At 62.1% G+C, this 17,265-nt stretch carries 14 protein-coding genes; 5 read left to right on the top strand and 9 right to left on the bottom strand.

Annotated features, from left to right (window positions below):
- Position 1: 1 nt before the first annotated feature.
- The 3 genes from L879_RS0101775 to L879_RS0101765 all read right to left on the bottom strand — a co-directional run bounded on the left by L879_RS0101775 (position 2) and on the right by L879_RS0101765 (position 2,951).
- Positions 2-787 carry an ATP-binding cassette domain-containing protein gene (locus L879_RS0101775; RefSeq protein WP_035458351.1) on the bottom strand — a complete coding sequence of 262 codons (786 nt, stop codon included), beginning with the start codon at positions 785-787 and terminating at the stop codon, positions 2-4.
- Entirely contained in the window at positions 787-1,929 is a 1,143-nt protein-coding gene (locus tag L879_RS0101770) for an ABC transporter permease (protein ID WP_035458350.1), read from the bottom strand. The genes L879_RS0101775 and L879_RS0101770 overlap by 1 nt, the downstream gene beginning before the upstream one ends.
- 80 nt (positions 1,930-2,009) lie before the next feature.
- Entirely contained in the window at positions 2,010-2,951 is a 942-nt protein-coding gene (locus tag L879_RS0101765) for a sugar ABC transporter substrate-binding protein (RefSeq protein ID WP_027314604.1), read from the bottom strand.
- A gap of 311 nt (positions 2,952-3,262) precedes the next feature.
- Between L879_RS0101765 and L879_RS0101760 the strand changes: the two genes are divergently transcribed.
- Entirely contained in the window at positions 3,263-4,087 is an 825-nt protein-coding gene (locus L879_RS0101760) for a MurR/RpiR family transcriptional regulator (protein WP_035458492.1), read from the top strand.
- 150 nt (positions 4,088-4,237) lie between these two features.
- On the opposite strand, the gene iolG is transcribed toward L879_RS0101760, so the two are convergent.
- Positions 4,238-5,227: an inositol 2-dehydrogenase gene (iolG, locus tag L879_RS0101755; protein ID WP_027314602.1), complete on the bottom strand. Its 990-nt coding sequence runs from the start codon at positions 5,225-5,227 to the stop codon at positions 4,238-4,240.
- Between the two features lie 144 nt (positions 5,228-5,371).
- Here iolG and L879_RS0101750 point away from each other — a divergent pair, with 144 nt between their 5' ends.
- From L879_RS0101750 to iolB, 4 genes are all read left to right on the top strand, one after another.
- Positions 5,372-7,285, top strand: coding sequence for a bifunctional 5-dehydro-2-deoxygluconokinase/5-dehydro-2-deoxyphosphogluconate aldolase (locus L879_RS0101750; protein ID WP_027314601.1), 1,914 nt, complete (start codon positions 5,372-5,374; stop codon positions 7,283-7,285).
- Positions 7,286-7,389: 104 nt separating this feature from the next.
- Positions 7,390-9,237, top strand: a complete 1,848-nt coding sequence (iolD, locus tag L879_RS0101745) for a 3D-(3,5/4)-trihydroxycyclohexane-1,2-dione acylhydrolase (decyclizing) (protein WP_027314600.1) — start codon at positions 7,390-7,392, stop codon at positions 9,235-9,237.
- 13 nt (positions 9,238-9,250) lie between these two features.
- On the top strand, positions 9,251-10,135 hold the full coding sequence (gene iolE, locus L879_RS0101740; protein ID WP_027314599.1) for a myo-inosose-2 dehydratase: 885 nt from the start codon (positions 9,251-9,253) through the stop codon (positions 10,133-10,135).
- Positions 10,136-10,147: 12 nt separating this feature from the next.
- Entirely contained in the window at positions 10,148-10,945 is a 798-nt protein-coding gene (gene iolB, locus L879_RS0101735; RefSeq protein ID WP_027314598.1) for a 5-deoxy-glucuronate isomerase, read from the top strand.
- 185 nt (positions 10,946-11,130) lie between these two features.
- On the opposite strand, the gene scpC is transcribed toward iolB, so the two are convergent.
- The 5 genes from scpC to L879_RS23460 form a co-directional block, all read right to left on the bottom strand.
- Positions 11,131-12,642, bottom strand: coding sequence for a succinyl-CoA:acetate CoA-transferase ScpC (scpC, locus tag L879_RS0101730; RefSeq protein ID WP_027314597.1), 1,512 nt, complete (start codon positions 12,640-12,642; stop codon positions 11,131-11,133).
- A gap of 111 nt (positions 12,643-12,753) precedes the next feature.
- Positions 12,754-13,209 (bottom strand): baeRF12 domain-containing protein, encoded by a 456-nt coding sequence (locus L879_RS0101725; RefSeq protein ID WP_027314596.1) that lies wholly within the window; start codon positions 13,207-13,209, stop codon positions 12,754-12,756.
- A gap of 520 nt (positions 13,210-13,729) precedes the next feature.
- Positions 13,730-15,043: a pentapeptide repeat-containing protein gene (locus tag L879_RS0101720; RefSeq protein ID WP_027314595.1), complete on the bottom strand. Its 1,314-nt coding sequence runs from the start codon at positions 15,041-15,043 to the stop codon at positions 13,730-13,732.
- 345 nt (positions 15,044-15,388) lie between these two features.
- A complete protein-coding gene (locus L879_RS20075) occupies positions 15,389-16,621 on the bottom strand; it encodes a YonV family putative phage-derived protein (protein ID WP_154664046.1) in 1,233 nt (410 codons plus the stop codon).
- Positions 16,622-16,815: 194 nt separating this feature from the next.
- On the bottom strand, positions 16,816-16,989 hold the full coding sequence (locus L879_RS23460) for a hypothetical protein (protein WP_161634619.1): 174 nt from the start codon (positions 16,987-16,989) through the stop codon (positions 16,816-16,818).
- Positions 16,990-17,265: the final 276 nt, after the last annotated feature.

Below are 17,265 nucleotides of genomic sequence, written 5' to 3'. Positions count from 1 at the left end.
CCTAAACCATCCCGCCCAATTCCTCCGACACAGCCTGCAATTCCTTGCCGCCGGCCATGAGGTTCTGCAGCTCGTCGATGGCGATCTCGGATTTCCTGTAGGTGCCGAGCGTCTTGCCGCGGTTGAGCACCGTGAAACGGTCGCCCACCGCATAGGCGTGGCGCACATTATGGGTGATGAAGATCACCCCGAGGCCCTTCTGCCGCACCTGATGGATGTATTTGAGCACCATGGAGGTCTGCGCCACGCCGAGCGCGGAGGTCGGCTCGTCGAGGATGAGCACCTTCGCGCCGAAATAGACGGCGCGGGCGATGGCGACGCATTGGCGCTCTCCGCCGGAGAGCGTCCCGACCGCCTGATGCGGATCGCGCACGTCGATCCCGATCTTGTGCATCTCCTCGCGGGTGACGGCGTCGCAATGATCGAAATCCACATGCCGGAATGGCCAGACGCCCTTCACCGGTTCGCGCCCCATGAAGAAATTGCGCGTGACCGACATGAGCGGGATCATCGCGAGATCCTGATAGACCGTGGCGATGCCCGCATCGAGCGCATCGCGCGGGCTCGTGAAGGCCACCGGCTGGCCCTCGACCAGGAAGTCGCCCGAGGTGGGGCGGTGCACGCCGGCGAGCGTCTTGATGAGCGTGGACTTGCCCGCGCCGTTGTCGCCGAGCAGGCACATGACCTCTCCGCGATGGACGGAGAGCGAGACGCCGGACAGAGCGATGACCGACCCGAAATGCTTGACGAGCTTGCGGACCTCGATGAGCGGAATGTCCTGATCCATCAGCGCTCTCCCGTCACCTTGCGGCGGATGAAGTTGTTGAACAGGACCGCGAGCAGCAGCATGGCCCCGAGAAAGACCTGGAACCAGTCGGAATCGAAGCGCGTATAGGTAAGGCCGATCGACACCATGCCGAAGATGATGGCGCCGAAGAACGCACCGATGGCCGAGCCGTAGCCGCCGGTGAGCAGGCAACCCCCGATCACAGCGGCGATGATGGCCTCGAACTCCTTCTGGAAGCCACGCCTCGCGTCGGTGGAGCCCGCATCCAGCACCGTGAGAATGGCGACCAGCGCCGCCGCGCAGGCGGTGAGCATGAAGAGCCCGGTCTTCACCCGGTCGACCGGCACGCCGGAATTGCGCGCCGCGTTCGGATCGCCGCCTGCGGCGAAGATCCAGTTGCCGACGCGGGTGCGCAGCAGCACCCAGGTGGCCGCGAGCGCGAAAAGCGCGAACCAGACGATGGAGACGGGGACGCCCGTCACGGTCGGCACGCCATTGGGAAACTTGGCGATGACATCATGCGCCGCGAGCCACGCGAACAGGCCCTCGAAGGCGACACCCGAGAAGAGTTCGCGGATGAGGCCTTCGCCTGCCGTGTCGCCGATGCCGCGCATCTGGGTCGAGCCGCCGGTCGCCCATTTCAGGCCGACGAGCGAGAGTCCGCGCAGGATGAACAGGAAGGCGAGCGTGACGATGAAGGACGGCAGCCTCGTGCGGATGACCATCTGTCCGTTCAGGCCGCCGAGCACGGAGGCGACGACGAAGGTCGCGGCGATCGCCAACAGCAGCGGCCAGCCGCTGAGCGTGATGAAGGCGCCGAAGACGAGGCCCGCGAAGGCCACCATGGAGCCGATGGAGAGATCGAACTCGCCGCCGATCATGAGCAGGGCCGCCGCAATGGCGAGAATGCCGAGCTGGGCCGCAGGCGAGAGGATGTTCATGATGCCCGCCAGCGTGAACATCGACGCATCGGCGGTCGAGACGAAGAAGATCGTGACCAGGACCAGGCCGGCCAGAGCGCCCAGTTCGGGACGCCGCATGATCTTCGTGAGAACGGAAACTTCCTTCAGGCGCTCATCCTGAATCTGCTTGACGGTTTGCGCCGAGGACAAGTCCGCGGCGGGCTGAGTGGTGTTCGCCATGAGCGCCTCCCTCACGCAATGACTTCATGAAACTAAAGAGGCCCGCGGCCATCGCGACCGCGGGCCTTTTCAAAGAATGCTCAGCGGATGCCCTTCGCGGACAGGTCTATCACCTGGTTGGCCTTTTCCTTCGTGATCAGGTTCGGGCCGGAAGGAACATTGCCGCCGGGCATCAGGCCGTACTTGGCGTAATTCGCCAGGAAGACGACCGGCAGGTAGCCCTGAAGGTATTGCTGCTGGTCGATGGCGAAGGCCGCTTCGCCGCTGGCGACCGACTTCAGGAAGCCGGCGGAGAGGTCGAACGTGGCGACGCGGATGGCGCCGGTCTTGCCCGCTTCCTTCACCGCCGCGACGGTCGGCTCGCCTGCCGTGCCTGCGCCGAGCGCCAGGATCGTGTCGACGGAGCCGTCGGCGGCAACCGCCGCCTTCACCTTGGCGCGCACATCGGCCGGATCGTTCGTCACCGGCAGCACGGTCACCTTGCCGCCGAAGCCTTCCGAGAAGCCCTTGCAGCGCAGGTCGAGCGACACGTTGCCGACCTCCTGGTTCACGCAGAGGCCCACCTTGCCGCCCATCTCCTTGAGCCTGGCGCCGGCGATCCGCCCGGCCTCGACCTCGTCCTGGCCGACATGGAGCTGCGCACCGAGCTTCTTCGACACGTCGGAGCCGGAGTTCATGGAGATCACCGGAATGCCGGCGGCCACGGCCTTCTGGATCGACGGACCGAGCGCCGAAGCATCGGGGATCGACACGACGAGGCCTGCGGGCTTCTGGTTCACGGCCGCGTCGATGAGCTGGGCCATCGCGACCATGTCGAAGGTCTCGGGAGCCCGATAATCGACCTGGACCTTCATGTCCTGGCCCGCCGCCGCGACGCCGTTCTTCACCACCGACCAGAACGGATCGTTGGCCTGGCCGTGGCTGACGACGATGATGCGGGAATTCTGCTGGGCCGAGACGGGGGCCGCTGTGGCGAGCGCCAGGGCAGCTGCCGCCGCGAGGCCTGTAACGAGTGCTTTCATTGGCTTCCTCCCAAAGGTTTCTCATGCAGGCACCACAGCCGAACGGATCGTGCCGTGATGTCTCGGACGGCCAAGAGGCCGCTTGCCTGTCAGAGCAGAGAGAAAACAAATGACCGCAGAGCGCGAATCATCCGTCTTGACGCGTTCCCTCTGCCGATCCGATCGCCCGCGAAAACGGAACGTCAGAACCTTTTTTGTTCATATATTGGAATTTTTATTCCATTTTTGTAGGATCGGTGTCAAGGCCCCATCTGAAACCGGAGGTTGGGGACATGCGAGCGGAGGACAGCATGGGCAGTGGGGATGCGGTCATGGCTGCGGCGCCGGAGGATTACGACGGCCTGCGGGCGCTCCTGCTCAGCCGCCGCGAGGCCATGCCGAAACGCCTGAAGCAGCTGGCCGCCTTTGCCCTGGAGCATCCCGAGGATGTCGCCTTCGGCACGGTGGCGGGCATTGCGGAACATGCGGGCGTGCAGCCCTCCACCCTGGTGCGCTTTGCCAAGAGCCTCGGCTATGACGGCTTCTCCCATCTGCAGCAGATTTTCCGCGACCGCCTGCGCGAGCGGTTTCCGGACTATCGCGAGCGGCTGAAGGGCCTGCGCGAGGCCGAGGGGCATCACGTTCACGCGGCGTCGCTGCTCGACGGCTTCACCAATGCCGCCGCCGTGTCGCTGGAGCGCATGCGCGAATCCGTGCGCCCGGAAGAACTCTCCCGCGCCATCGAGACTCTGGCGAAAGCCGACACGATCTATCTGCTCGGTGCGCGCCGGGTCTTTCCGGTCATCGCCTATTGCGCCTATGCCTTCGGCAAGCTGGGCGTGCGGGCGATCCTCATCGACCATGTGGGCCAGCTCGGTCCCGAGCAGCTCGCCACCGCCACGAAGCGCGACGCGGTTCTCGCCATCAGCTTCACGCCCTATGCGCCCGTCACCGCCGATCTCGCGGCGGCGGCCGCGCAGCGCGGCGTGCCGGTCGTCGCCATCACCGATTCAGCCTTCAGTCCGCTGGTTGCAAGCGCCGATGTGTGGATCGAGGTGGCGGAGGCCGATTTCGGCGCCTTCCGGTCGCTCTCCGCCTCCTTCGCCCTGGCGATGGCCCTCGCGGTCGGCACGGCCGAGAAGCGGGCGGAGGGGTGACGGAGGACGTCATCCCGGACGGCGAAGCCGATCCGGGAGCGCTTTCAGAATGAGGCGCTGATTTCACCGCCTACCGGGAGAAGTAAAGGAAGCCACACTCGTCCAGCGTTCCCGGGTTCTGCTCCGCAGCCCCGGGATGACGCTTGTTACTTAAACCTTCACCGGCTTGCCGCTCTGTGCCGATTCCGTCGCCGCGTCCGCAAGACGCTGGGCCATGAGGCCGTCGCGGCCGGTGGGATTGCACGGCTTGCCGTCGCGGATGGCGTCGAGGAAAGTGGTGAGCTCCTCGCGATAGGCTTCCGCATAGCGCTCCAGGAAGAAATCCTGTACCGGATCGGCAGTGATGCCGGAGGCGTTCGCCACCTCCACCGTGGTGCGGTGGATGTTGCCCGCGCGGATCATGCCCTTCGAGCCGTGCACCTCGATGCGCTGGTCGTAGCCGTAGGTGGCGCGGCGAGAATTGGAGATCTGCACGATCCGGCCCTTCGCGGTCTTGAGCATCACGGCGGCGGTGTCTACGTCGCCCGCCTGGCCGATGGCCGGGTCCACGAGGGCGGAGCCGACCGCGTGCACCTCCACCGGCTCGTCGCCGAGAAGAAGGAAGCGCGCCATGTCGAGATCGTGGATCATCATATCCCGGAAGAGGCCGCCCGAGGTGGCGATGTAGCTTACCGGCGGCGGGCCGGGATCGCGGGACAGGATCGTGACGAGTTCCACCTCGCCCACCTCGCCGTCGGCGAGGCGGCGGCGCAGGGACGCGAAATTCGGGTCGAAGCGGCGGTTGAAGCCGATCATCAGCGGCGTGCCGGCCTTCTCCACCGTGGCGAGGCAGGCCTCGATGCGCGCGCTCGACAGATCGACGGGCTTTTCGCAGAACACGGCCTTGCCCGCGCGCGCGCCGCGCTCGATCAGGTCGGCATGGGTCGTGGTCGGCGTGCAGACGAGAATGGCGTCCACGTCGGAGCGCTCGACGATCGCGTCCAGCGGCGCGACCTCGGCACCTGTCGCCGCGGCGAGATCCTGCGCAGCGGGAGCATGCGGATCGGCGACCGCCACGAGGCGGGCATCGGGATGGTTGGCGGCATTGCGCCCGTGGATGCGGCCGATGCGACCCGCGCCCAGAACGGCGATCCTGATCATGTTTCCCCCTGGTTCTTTGCCGGCTCACGGCAAATTTGGAATTGATATTCCATCGTAAACTGCTAATAGAATAAACGTTCTATAACTGCAAGGGCCAACGCGGCTCTCACACGGCTCGACAAGGCCGGAAGCGGGAGGAATAGCATGAAGCCAGCCCTCGATGTCATCACCATCGGCCGCTCCTCGGTCGATCTCTACGGCCAGCAGGTGGGCGGGCGCTTGGAAGACATGGCCTCCTTCTCGAAGGCCGTCGGCGGATGCCCTGCTAACATCGCCATCGGCACGGCGCGGCTCGGCCTGAAATCGGGGCTGGTCACCCGCGTCGGCGACGAAGCCATGGGCCGCTTCATCCGCGAGCAGATGGAGCGCGAGGGCGTCTCCACGAAAGGCATCGTCACGGACAAGGAGCGACTCACCGCCCTGGTGATTCTCGGGGTGCGGGACGAGGATTCCTTTCCCCTGATCTTCTACCGCGACAATTGCGCCGACATGGCGCTGACGGAAGACGATATCGACGAGAGCTTCATCGCCTCGGCCGCGGCCATCGTCGTCACCGGCACGCATTTCTCGCGCGAGACCACCGCGGCCGCGCAGAAGAAGGCGATCCGCATCGCCAAGGCCCATGGCCGGAAGGTGGTATTCGACGTGGATTACCGCCCGAATCTCTGGGGTCTCCTCGGCCACGGCGCGGGCGAATCGCGCTATGTGCGCTCCGATGCGGTGACGGAGCATCTCAAACCCATCCTGGCCGATTGCGATCTCATCGTCGGCACGGAGGAGGAGCTGCACATCGCGGGCGGGTCCGAAGATACGCTTAACGCCATCCGCACCATCCGTGCGATTTCCAACGCGACCATCGTCTGCAAGCGCGGCCCCATGGGCTGCGTCGTGTTTCCCGGTGCGATACCGGCCTCGCTCGACGACGGCGTGAAGGGTCCCGGCTTCCCGGTCGAGGTCTATAACGTGCTCGGCGCGGGCGACGCCTTCCTCTCCGGCTTCCTGCGGGGGTGGCTGAGAAACGAGCCGCTCGAGACCTGCTGCGCCTACGCCAATGCGAGCGGCGCGTTCGCGGTCTCGCGCCTGCTCTGCTCGCCGGAGATTCCCACCTTCCCCGAACTGCAGCATTTCCTGAAGGCGGGCAGCCGCCACAAGGCCCTGCGCTTCGACGAGGACATCAACCACATCCATTGGGCGACGACGCGCCGTCCCGTCTCCGGCACCCTCATGGCGCTCGCTATCGACCACCGCATGCAGCTCGAGGCGATGGCGAAGGAAACCGGCGCGCCCCTTGCGCGCATCCATGATTTCAAGGTGCTCGCCGTGCAGGCCGCGGCGCGCGTGGCGAACGGACGCGAGGGCTTCGGCATGCTGATCGACGGCACCTATGGCCGCGAAGCCTTGTTCCGCGCCGCCGATCATCCGTTCTGGATCGGTCGCCCGGTGGAGATGCCGGGCTCGCGCCCGCTCGATTTCGAAGGCGGCGGCTCGCTCGGCGCGAAGCTGGTGGAATGGCCGGTCGGGCACACCATCAAGTGCCTGTGCTTCTACCATCCCGACGATCCGCAGGAGCTCAGGGAGCGCCAGGAGCGGGAGCTGCTGCGCCTCCACGACGCCGCGCGCCGCATCGGACGCGAGTTGCTGGTCGAGATCATCGCCGGAAAGCACGGGCCGCTCCACACGGGCACGGTCGCGGGCATTCTGCAGCGCCTCTACGATCTCGGCATCAAGCCCGACTGGTGGAAGCTCGAACCGCAGCGGGACGAGGCCGCGTGGCACGCCATCGGCGCCGTGATCGCGAGGAACGATCCCTATTGCCGGGGCATCGTCCTTCTCGGTCTCGAAGCGCCCGAGGACGAGCTGGAGGCGGCTTTCGCCGCCGCCGCATCCGAGCCGCAGGTCAAGGGCTTCGCGGTCGGACGCACGATCTTCAACGATGCGGCGCGGCGCTGGCTCAAGGGCGAGATTTCGGACGACGACGCCGTCAGCGACATGGCGGCCCGCTTCCAACGCCTCGTGGAGGCTTGGCAACGGGTTTCGGCGCGTTCGCAAGCGGCATGAACCGAGGGGGCGTCTCCTGAGGGAGCCGCTTCCGTTATCCTGAAGACCAGCTTGAGAAGGCAGCGCCCCTCCCCCAAGGTCGGCACCATTCGAGAGGAACCCGCATGAGCACGATCCGCCTGACCATGGCCCAAGCCCTCGCCCGCTTCCTGACGGCGCAGAAGACGGAGATCGACGGACAGGTCCTGCCGCTCTTCGGCGGCGTCTGGGCCATCTTCGGCCACGGCAACGTCGCGGGGATCGGCGAGGCATTGCACGGCGTACGCGACACACTTCCCACCTTTCGCGCCCATAACGAGCAGGGCATGGCTCACGCGGCGATCGCCTTCGCCAAGGCCTCCCGGCGGCGGCGCATGATGGCCTGCACCACCTCCATCGGGCCCGGCGCGACGAACATGGTGACGGCGGCGGCGGTCGCTCACGTGAACCGCCTGCCGGTCCTGCTCCTGCCCGGCGACGTCTTCGCCAACCGCAGGCCCGATCCGGTGCTGCAGCAGATCGAGAGTTTCTCGGATGGCACGGTTTCGGCGAACGATTGCTTCCGTCCCGTCTCCCGCTATTTCGACCGCATCGCGCGCCCCGAGCAGATCGTTCCCGCGCTCCAGCGCGCCATGGCCGTGCTCACCGATCCCGCCGATTGCGGGCCCGTGACACTCGCGCTCTGCCAGGACACCCAGGCCGAAGCCTACGATTACCCGGAAAGCTTCTTCGCGGAGAAGGTCTGGACGCCGCGCCGCATCCGCCCGGACGAGTCGGAACTCGCTGAAGCCGCGAATCTCATCCGCCATGCAAAGAAGCCCTTCATCGTCGCGGGCGGCGGCGTGCTCTATTCAGGCGCGGAAAAGACGCTGGCGGATTTCGCCGGACGGCACGGCCTTCCCGTCGGCGAGACGCAGGCCGGAAAGTCGAGCCTCGCGCATGACGATCCCGCCGGCCTCGGCGCGGTCGGCGTCACCGGCACGGGCGCAGCCAATGCGCTCGCCGAGGAAGCCGATCTGGTGATCGCGGTCGGCACACGCCTGCAGGATTTCACCACCGGCTCCTGGGCCCTGTTCAAGAACCCGGGGCGCCGCATCGTCGGCCTCAACGTGCAGGCCTTCGACGCGACGAAGCACAACGCGCTGCCCCTTGTTGCCGATGCGCGCGTGGGCCTTGAAGAGCTGAGCCGCGCCCTGGGAACCTGGAAAGCGCCGGAGGTGTGGACGGCGAAGGCGCGGGAGGAAAAGTCCCGCTGGTTCGCGACGGCCGCCCGCTACACGGACCCGACCAATGCGGAACTGCCTTCCGATGCGCAGGTGATCGGCGCGGTGCAGCGCACCTCCTCGCCCGGCGACGTGGTGGTCTGTGCCGCAGGCGGCTTGCCGGGCGAGCTGCACAAGCACTGGAAGGCGAGCGCCGCGCTCGGCTACCACATGGAATACGGCTATTCCTGCATGGGCTACGAAATCGCAGGCGGGCTCGGGGTGAAGATGGCCGATCCGAACCGCGAGGTCATCGTGATGGTGGGCGACGGCTCGTATCTGATGATGAATTCGGAACTCGCCACCTCCGTGATGCTGGGGCACAAGCTCACCGTCGTTCTGCTCGACAACCGCGGCTATGGCTGCATCAACCGCCTGCAGCGCGCGACCGGCGGGGAGAGCTTCAACAACCTGCTCCAGCACACGAACCACGTGACCCTGCCCGAGATCGACTTCACCGCCCATGCGGCCAGCCTCGGCGCCCTGGCCGTGAAGGTGAAGGGCATCGGCGAGCTGGAGGAGGCCCTGCGCCAGGCACGCAGCGCCGAGCGCAGCACCGTGATCGTCATCGACACCGATCCCCTGGCCTCGACCGATGCAGGCGGCCATTGGTGGGACGTGGCGGTGCCGGAAGTGTCGTCGCGCGAGCAGGTGAGAACCGCCCGCAGGAATTACGAAACGGCTCTCGCGTCTCAGCGCGTGGGCGACTAATGAGGAAAAGAACATGACGATCCGCATCGGGGCGAACCCCATCGGCTGGTCCAACGACGACATGCCGGAACTCGGCGGCGAGACGCCGCTGGAAGTATGCCTCGCCGAGGCCAAGGAGGCGGGCTTCGAAGGCATGGAGCTCGGCAACAAGTTCCCGCGCGAGCCGGAAGCCCTGAAGAAGGCACTCGCGCCCTTCGGGCTCGCCTGCGTCTCCGGCTGGTACTCAGCCGAGCTTCTGAAGCGCGATGCCGAGGCGGAGATGAAGGCGCTGCGCCCGCATCTCGACCTGCTCAAAAGCATGGGCTCTACAGTGCTGGTCTTCGCCGAGACCTCGAACGCCATTCACGGCGACCGCACCAAGCCCCTGTCGCAGCGCCCCGTGATGAAGGCCGGCGACTGGGCCGAGTTCGGCCGCCGCATGACGCAGGTCGCCGAGCGCACGCTGCAGGAAGGCGTGCGCCTCGTTTACCACCACCACATGGGCACCATCGTGGAATCGGAGGCCGATATCGACGCCTTCATGAGCGCCACGGGCGAAGCCGTGCACCTCCTGCTCGACACCGGCCATGCCACCTGGGGCGGCGCGGATCCGGCGGCGCTGGCCCGCCGCTACCGCAGCCGCATCAGCCACGTGCACACGAAGGACGTGCGCAGGGCCGTGATGGAGAAGTCGCGCGCACAGAACTGGAGCTTCCTCGATTCCGTCATCGAAGGCGTTTACACGGTGCCCGGCGACGGCATGGTGGATTTCGTCTCCGTGTTCAAGGAGCTGCCGGGCTATAGCGGCTGGGTGGTGATCGAGGCGGAGCAGGACCCGAAGAAGGCCCACCCGCTGACCTATGCCAAGATGGGCTATGCCAATCTCACCCGCTTCTTGAAGGAAGCAGGCCTGCGATAAGGAGTGCTGCCGATGTCGAAGCTTCTCGTCAAGCCGTCGAAGCCCGATGAGAGCGGGCGCATCCATGCCATCACGCCGGAAAGCGCCGGATGGACCTATGTGGGATTCGAGGTCTATCGGCTCAAAAGCGGGCAGAGCCTGAAACAGGCGACGGGAGATCGGGAAGCCTGCATCGTCATGCTCTCAGGCAAGGCGCATGTGGGTGCAGGAGGCCAGGATTTCGGCACGATCGGCGGGCGTTCCTCGCCCTTCGAGCCGGATCCGTGGTCGCTCTACGCGCCGGCCCGTTCGGAATGGTCGCTGAAAGCGGAGACGGATTGCGAGATCGCCGTCTGCACCGCGCCCGCCAAGGGCAGGCTGCCCCCGCGCGTGATCCGTCCCGACCAGGTGGGCCAGGAGACCCGCGGCAAGGGCACGAATACGCGCCATGTGCGCAACATCCTGCCGGAGACGGAACCGGCGGAGAGCCTGCTCGTGGTCGAGGTCATCACACCGTCCGGCCACTGGTCGAGCTATCCGCCCCACAAGCACGACCGGGACATGCTGCCCCACGAGTCGCTGCTGGAGGAGACCTATTACCACCGCCTCAATCCGCCCACGGGCTTCGCCCTCCAGCGGGTCTACACGGACGACCGCTCCCTTGACGAAACGCTGGCGGCGGCGAATGGCGACGTGGTGCTGGTGCCGAAGGGCTATCACCCCGTCGGCGCGCCGCACGGCTACGAGCTTTACTATCTCAACGTGATGGCGGGCCCCAAGCGGGTCTGGAAATTCCACAACGATCCCGATCACGCATGGATGCTGGGATAAAGCATCGAACCCAAAAGTGGAGCTGCACTTTTGGGATTGAATCCGATGCTTTCTTCTTGAGTGAGAGCATCGTTCGGGCGGAAAACCGGGTCCACTTTTCGCTGGCGCGGCCCGCTGGGTCCGCACGATGCTCTAAAGAGCACGGCGCAGACATGAAAAGGACCCCGAAGCGGGGTCCTTTTTTCTTACATCATCCCGGTCTTGAGGTAGCGGCTGTGCCAGCTCAGCGCCTCGTCGAGCAGATGCGGCGTATGCCGTCCGGGGCTCTCCCTCAGCGCTCTCCGGTAATAATCCTCGAGCGCGGGCCGGAAATGCGGATGCGCGCATTTCTCGATGACGAGCTTCGCACGCTGCTTCGGCGCGAGCCCGCGCAGATCCGCAAGCCCCTGCTCCGTCACGATCACTTGCACGTCGTGCTCCGTATGGTCCACGTGCGACACCATCGGAACGATGCAGGAGATCGCCCCGCCCTTGGCCTGGGACGGCGTCATGAAGAACGAGAGATAGGCGTTACGGGCGAAATCGCCCGAGCCGCCGATGCCGTTCATGATGCTCGATCCCATGATATGGGTGGAGTTCACGTTGCCGTAGATATCGGCCTCGATCATGCCGTTCATGGCGATGATTCCGAGCCGCCGGATGATCTCCGGATGATTGCTGATTTCCTGCGGACGCAGGACGATCTTCTTGCGGAAGTCGTCGATCTTCGCATTGAAGGTCGCGGCGGCTTCGTGGCTGAGGGACAGGGCCGTCGCGGACGCGAAGCTCAGCTTGCCGCAAGCGACGAGATCGAGCATGCCGTCCTGCAGCACCTCCGTATAGGCGGTGAGGTTCTCGAACGGGCTCTCCTTCAGCCCGGCGAAGACGGCATTCGCCACGTTGCCCACGCCCGATTGCAGGGGCAGAAGGTTCTCGGGCAGCCGCCCCTTCTTCACCTCGTGCGTCAGGAACTCGATGATATGGCCCGCGATGAGCCGGGAATTCTCGTCCGGGGGCGTGAAGACGGTGTTCCGGTCCGGCTGGTCGGTCTCGACGATCGCGATGATCTTCGACGGGTCGCATTCCAGGTAGGGCGTGCCGATCCGGTCGCTCGGATGGGTCAGCGGAATCGGCTGGCGATGCGGCGGAAGCCTGGTTCCGTAATAGACGTCGTGCATGCCCTCGAGGCCGAGGCTCGGATGCCGGTTGACCTCGATGATGATCTTGTCCGCCTGGTCGAGCCAGGTCTTGTTGTTGCCCACCGACGTGGAGGGCAGGAGGCGGCCCCCTTCGAGCACCGCAGCCACCTCGACGACGGCAACATGGAGATGCCCGAGGAAGCCGAACCAGACGAACTGGGCCACATGCGACAGGTGAATGTCGATATAGTCCATCTGTCCGGCATTGATGCGCTCGCGGCAGGTCGGATCCGACTGGTAGGGCAGACGCATCTCGATGCCGTCGACCTTCGCCAGGGCGCCGTCGAGTTCAGGCGCGGTCGAGGCGCCTGTCCAGACGCCGATCTTGAAAGGCTCGCCCCGCTCATGAGCGGCCGCGATGCGCCGGGCCAGGGCGAGCGGGACGGCTTTGGGGTAACCCGCCCCCGTAAACCCGCTCATGCCGACATTGATGCCGGATGGAATGAGGGCGGCGGCCTCTTCGGCCGACATGATCTTGCCCTTCAGAACAGGGTCCAGGACACGGGCTCCGTCTGACACGTCTCGCATTTCCTCTTGAGCGCCCCGGCTGGGCGCAATGGGCTGCGCTTTACACAAGAATGTCGAGGCCGTCGACAACCGCAGCGCAACCCTGCCATACCGGCTCTGCGTTCAGGCGCGCGTCATCAGGTGCTGCTCGATCTCGTAGACCGGATGCTTCGTCAGGTCCTTGTTCACCTCGGCGAGGATTTTCTGCTTCACATGATCCGAAAAGCGGTTGCGCAGCTCGGCCAGGGTTCGCGGCGGCGCCGCCACGATGAGATGCTTCACGCCTCCGTTGAAGCAGGCGGCATTGACGGCCTCGGCCACTTCGCCTGCGAATTTCCGCTCCGCCAGTTCGTGCCAGTCCGTCTGCTCGATGGCGCTGCGCTGACCCATGGCGGTGGAGGATTGTCCCTGCTTATCCGTTCCCTGCTGGCGCGTAGGAAGGTTGTCCGGAGCCTCGAGAACGCGCTCCACCTGGAGGTTGGGATAGAGATCATCCCCCTTGTTCTTGATGAACAGGGCCTTCCGACCATCGCTGACGAGAACCAGTCCGTCATGGGGAAGCTTGAGATCCTTGGTCACTGCGTTGCTCCTTGTTACGGGAGCCATTCTTCGCCAATCGAACCGGGGGTGCTTTGATCCAGATCATAGCGCGCCGCGCCGGGCGAACACGGATGAAGCCCTGCGGATCGACACGGGCATCGCGCGCCAACACAACCCGGGCTGCGGGGGCGGTCTTGCCGACGATTTCTCAAGGGGAGTTCCTGCGAGCCATCTTCCAAGTCTGCTCGCGACTTAGAACATGGCGCACCCGACACGATTCGAACGTGTGACCTTTGCCTTCGGAGGGCAAGGTCGGACACCCTTTCAGGGTGCCCTTCACGCTCTATCCAGCTGAGCTACGGGTGTTGACCAAAAGGCAGACGAATCCGCCTAATCCCTTCAGAAACCGATGAAAAACCCATCGGCCACGCCTTACAATTAGAACAGCCTCAGGCTCAGTTCAAGCGCCCTTGTGGGCTTCAAGAGTCCAGTAGGACAAGCCTCAAAATCGTGGGACTGTGAGATATGGTGTGACACAGGCTGTGACAGACTCCGCATCTCAAAACGGTATGTCATCGTCAACGTAGTCAGGATCATAAGGAGGCCATGAGGAGGGTCTTGTTCCTCCAGGATGAAGAGTCGCCGGAGAAGCAATCATCTCGTCAAGGGTCGCCGCCGCGATGTTCGTGAGGGCCGATAAGTCAGCCTCTTTGAACGATGTTGCAATAAAATTGGACCTCTCAATAGTTGATTCGGCGGTAAATCCTGCTTTGTCGAAATTGCAATCTATCAAGGAACTATTCTTTGCAGTTAAAGTTATGTTGTCACCGAAAAATCTAAAATCCTTAAGTGTCGAGTGAAGCAACTCAAGCGTAGTATTACTCTGAGTTGCATAGCTCGTAAGCTTAACCAGATTCACTGCGTTGAAGTATATTTTCCCTCCACTCGCATCATTTATGCTTCCGCCATAAAAATCGCAACTCCTAAAATAAATTCTGTTGTCGTTGATATAGAATGTGCAATCTACAAGCACACAATCCTCAAGACGATTGAAGTCGCTGTCTGACAATTGAAAAGTGCATTTGACAAAGACGCACCTTCTAAAGCGAAATTTCTTAAATCGGCGACTAAGAAAAGCTTGTTCGACAAACAAGCTCTCATAAAGCTCCGTCATGATTTGTTGTGAGGTTACCAAAGCAATTAGATTTGAGACGGCTTCTGCAACATCCACCCTCGTTTCGGGCAATGTTCCCGCCCATTCCGTAAAGCTATCATATTTGGAATCAACCCTGTCGCGCCATTCGTTCAAGTATTTATCCGCTTTTTCTTCGTCAGTGCTTTGCGCGTTGAGAAACATCCACTTCGAAAAGAAAGGGTATTTACCATCGGGTTGAGATGCATATCGTGTTCCATTTCGCAGATACCACGAGTTTTCACGGACATATGAAGAGAGCATTTTCTGGATTTTCAAAGAGTCTCTGGTACTCTCCTCCGCCAATCTCGCCAGTGAGTGCAGCCCTCCTAATCTCATCTCAATATTTGGAACGGTACGGGATATCGGCTCTGACTTGCCCCGACTCTCTGAGGTTTCCTTATGCTCTCTCGTGGCCCCTAAGTGCTCTACACTCTTTGAGAAAATCGAGGTGTAGTGCGTCTCACGGTCAATCTGTGTCTTCTCCTCGGCCGTCCTCGTTTGCCTGTTAAGGATCACAAGCCGCCAAATGATGAGCGGGAGGCCCACAGCAGCCGCAGCCAAGGGTAGGAACACTCTTGAAGCCTCAAGAGCGTCTTGGTTGCTCCCATACACCAGTCCCCAACCCAACCTCAGTACAGCTACAATGCTGAGGATCAGGAATAGAAAGCTGAGAATCATTAGGCCCGCTGAAGCTGGAGCAGCGAACGTGTGGGGTGGAGAGCGCAGCCAATCGAGGACAATAGGCCAGCCACGAGGCTGCTTTTGGGTTTCCTCTGACCTGCCTTGAGTGAGGGGATTCCTCTGATCCATTACGTTCTGCTCAAGCTACAACTGACACTGACCATAATCAGGAGAGAGGAAGGCGCTATAGAGTTGCCCTCAGGAACCAACGGTTGTCCCCAAGAGTCCTAAAGCGCTCTTCCCTCTGCCTCTGGTTAGAAGGCGATGGCCTTGTTGAAAGGTTGCTCCACCGCCGCAATACTCCAGAGTTCCTGCTATGTTCTCATGCAGATCAAGGACTTATCAAGCCGCCAAGTGAGTCTCTCCACACTGAGAATCCTCAGAGTCGTTAAGCCACGCAATGAGAAGGCTTCTCATGCGTTCCGATGGAATGAACACGGTGATGGGTTTGTCGTCCCTGATCTGGCTTCGCCAAATCCACTGGATCATCTCAGACAGAGCAAAAGCATCCTCATCGACCTCTATGCAGCGATCTGCGAAGTAGCCCTTGATGTAAGGGTTGTAGAACACGTTACAGAGGTACGCGAGGGACTTCTTGTGACGATAGTCATTTGTGGCCTTCGCGTTGCAGGGGATAAAGCCCCGAGTGTAGCGCTCACCCGCAAGGTGCCGCTTCGCTTCCGAATAGGTGGTCCACGCATTGTCCATAGACACCGTTCGAGCCACCGATCTGAAGAAGTACTCGGTTGTCGCTTTGATGCCTCGGAGGAACTCGGGAGACCTGTTCTTCAGCCAGGTAGCAGAGAACGGATTGGAGCGGACTCCTGACTCACCACACCTGTTGAGAGGGCCCTCATAGATGTGGATGAGCTTCTTAAGCTCGTCCTTTCTGACCTTCTCATGGCTGCCGTCCCAAGGCGCGAGCCCACCTTCTTTGATTGTCCGTACCTCGTACTCTAAGCCCTCTGCCCGCAGGTAGGCGGACATTGGAGAGCCCTCAAAGAGGTAAGTCAGAACGAACACCTCAGCGAACGATTGGATGAACTCAGTAGGAAACTCCCACAGCATCACCGTATCGCGGTAATGGACGAGGTTGCCATTGTCGCAAAGATCACGGATGTGGTTGAATTTACCTGAGTAGTTCTCGTTGTCCTTGTGGTTCCACCTAACTCGATTGGTGCCCTCTTCCACATAGATCAGGTTATCGCGGAAGAGGAGATTCTTATCTGAAGCTGTCAGCTCATCAAAAATCGATACGCACTCAAGGGCCTCATCGATAATGAGGGTATAATTCTGCTCCCTAATCTTCTGGCAAATTTCCTTCGTGATGGACCGAAAGAGTGCATGAGTGGTGCAGATATTCGCCCCCTGCTCCACAAGGGTGCCTAAGTGATAGAGCTTTCGCCCCTGAACGGGTTGAGGGTCACGGAAATAAAGATCGGGACATGCCTCACTAATGCGGTCCACCTCTGACAGGAGTGGAGCGACATAGATGAACTTTGGGGGCTGAAGAGGATCATCACTGAAGCAGTAGCCCTGAGCCTCTCGGTAGGTTTGGTTGATATAGTCGATCATGAAGCTCGTCTTTCCAGAGCCCATAATCGAGTCGATTACAGTTATCATCTCTCAACGTCCTATTGTGATTGTGGCAGGGAGAACAGCCAGAGAAAGAACACTCTTCTTTTTAAGGTTCCCTCCCATAACAGCTTGAAAGATAAGCATATTTTTGCACTTAATCCGATTTTAGAGAGCACAAAATCGGAGTGGCCTCAGCCTTTGGCTGCTTCGCGCAAATACGCCTTGAGAAGTTCATCGAGCAGAATGGGATTACTTGGCGTGGCTCCTAATCGCTCCGTTGCGATTTCCTGAGCCTTCTTAAGAAGCTCTCTACTCTCGCCTGTGACCCGTACATACAGGCCATAAAACGGGGTGTTCTCAGCCAACCCCCTTGGCTCTTTAAAGCGTCGTGTAATCATTCGTGTTGTCCTTTCCGAAATGAAAAAAGGCCCTCCGAATGGAGAGCCTCTTGAGGTGATCCTAAGCGCTTGGTGGCGCTCTCTGTGCAAATTTCGGTTAGTGTGTCGCGCTACGGTTTGTCCGCCTCTGGCTGTGTCTCTGTTGATGTGACAACATAAAAAAGGACCTGCCCATCATGGACAAGTCCTGAGACTTTGGAGAGAGGTTCTGTGCTTCCCTAAGGAAGCAGCAGTCTTATGGAG

The sequence above is a fragment of the Microvirga flocculans ATCC BAA-817 genome (assembly GCF_000518665.1).
In the GTDB taxonomy this organism is placed as follows: Bacteria; Pseudomonadota; Alphaproteobacteria; order Rhizobiales; family Beijerinckiaceae; genus Microvirga; species Microvirga flocculans.
This window is presented reverse-complemented; position numbering and strand designations above follow the sequence as displayed.

Coding starts and splice junctions, on each gene's coding strand:
- iolE (WP_027314599.1), top strand. CDS start 9,251: ATGACGATCCGCATCGGGGCGAACCCCATCGGCTGGTCCAACGACGAC.
- L879_RS0101770 (WP_035458350.1), bottom strand. CDS start 1,929: ATGGCGAACACCACTCAGCCCGCCGCGGACTTGTCCTCGGCGCAAACC.
- L879_RS0101765 (WP_027314604.1), bottom strand. CDS start 2,951: ATGAAAGCACTCGTTACAGGCCTCGCGGCGGCAGCTGCCCTGGCGCTC.
- L879_RS0101760 (WP_035458492.1), top strand. CDS start 3,263: ATGGCTGCGGCGCCGGAGGATTACGACGGCCTGCGGGCGCTCCTGCTC.
- L879_RS0101775 (WP_035458351.1), bottom strand. CDS start 787: ATGGATCAGGACATTCCGCTCATCGAGGTCCGCAAGCTCGTCAAGCAT.
- iolB (WP_027314598.1), top strand. CDS start 10,148: ATGTCGAAGCTTCTCGTCAAGCCGTCGAAGCCCGATGAGAGCGGGCGC.
- L879_RS0101720 (WP_027314595.1), bottom strand. CDS start 15,043: ATGATTCTCAGCTTTCTATTCCTGATCCTCAGCATTGTAGCTGTACTG.
- L879_RS0101750 (WP_027314601.1), top strand. CDS start 5,372: ATGAAGCCAGCCCTCGATGTCATCACCATCGGCCGCTCCTCGGTCGAT.
- L879_RS20075 (WP_154664046.1), bottom strand. CDS start 16,621: ATGATCGACTATATCAACCAAACCTACCGAGAGGCTCAGGGCTACTGC.
- iolG (WP_027314602.1), bottom strand. CDS start 5,227: ATGATCAGGATCGCCGTTCTGGGCGCGGGTCGCATCGGCCGCATCCAC.
- iolD (WP_027314600.1), top strand. CDS start 7,390: ATGAGCACGATCCGCCTGACCATGGCCCAAGCCCTCGCCCGCTTCCTG.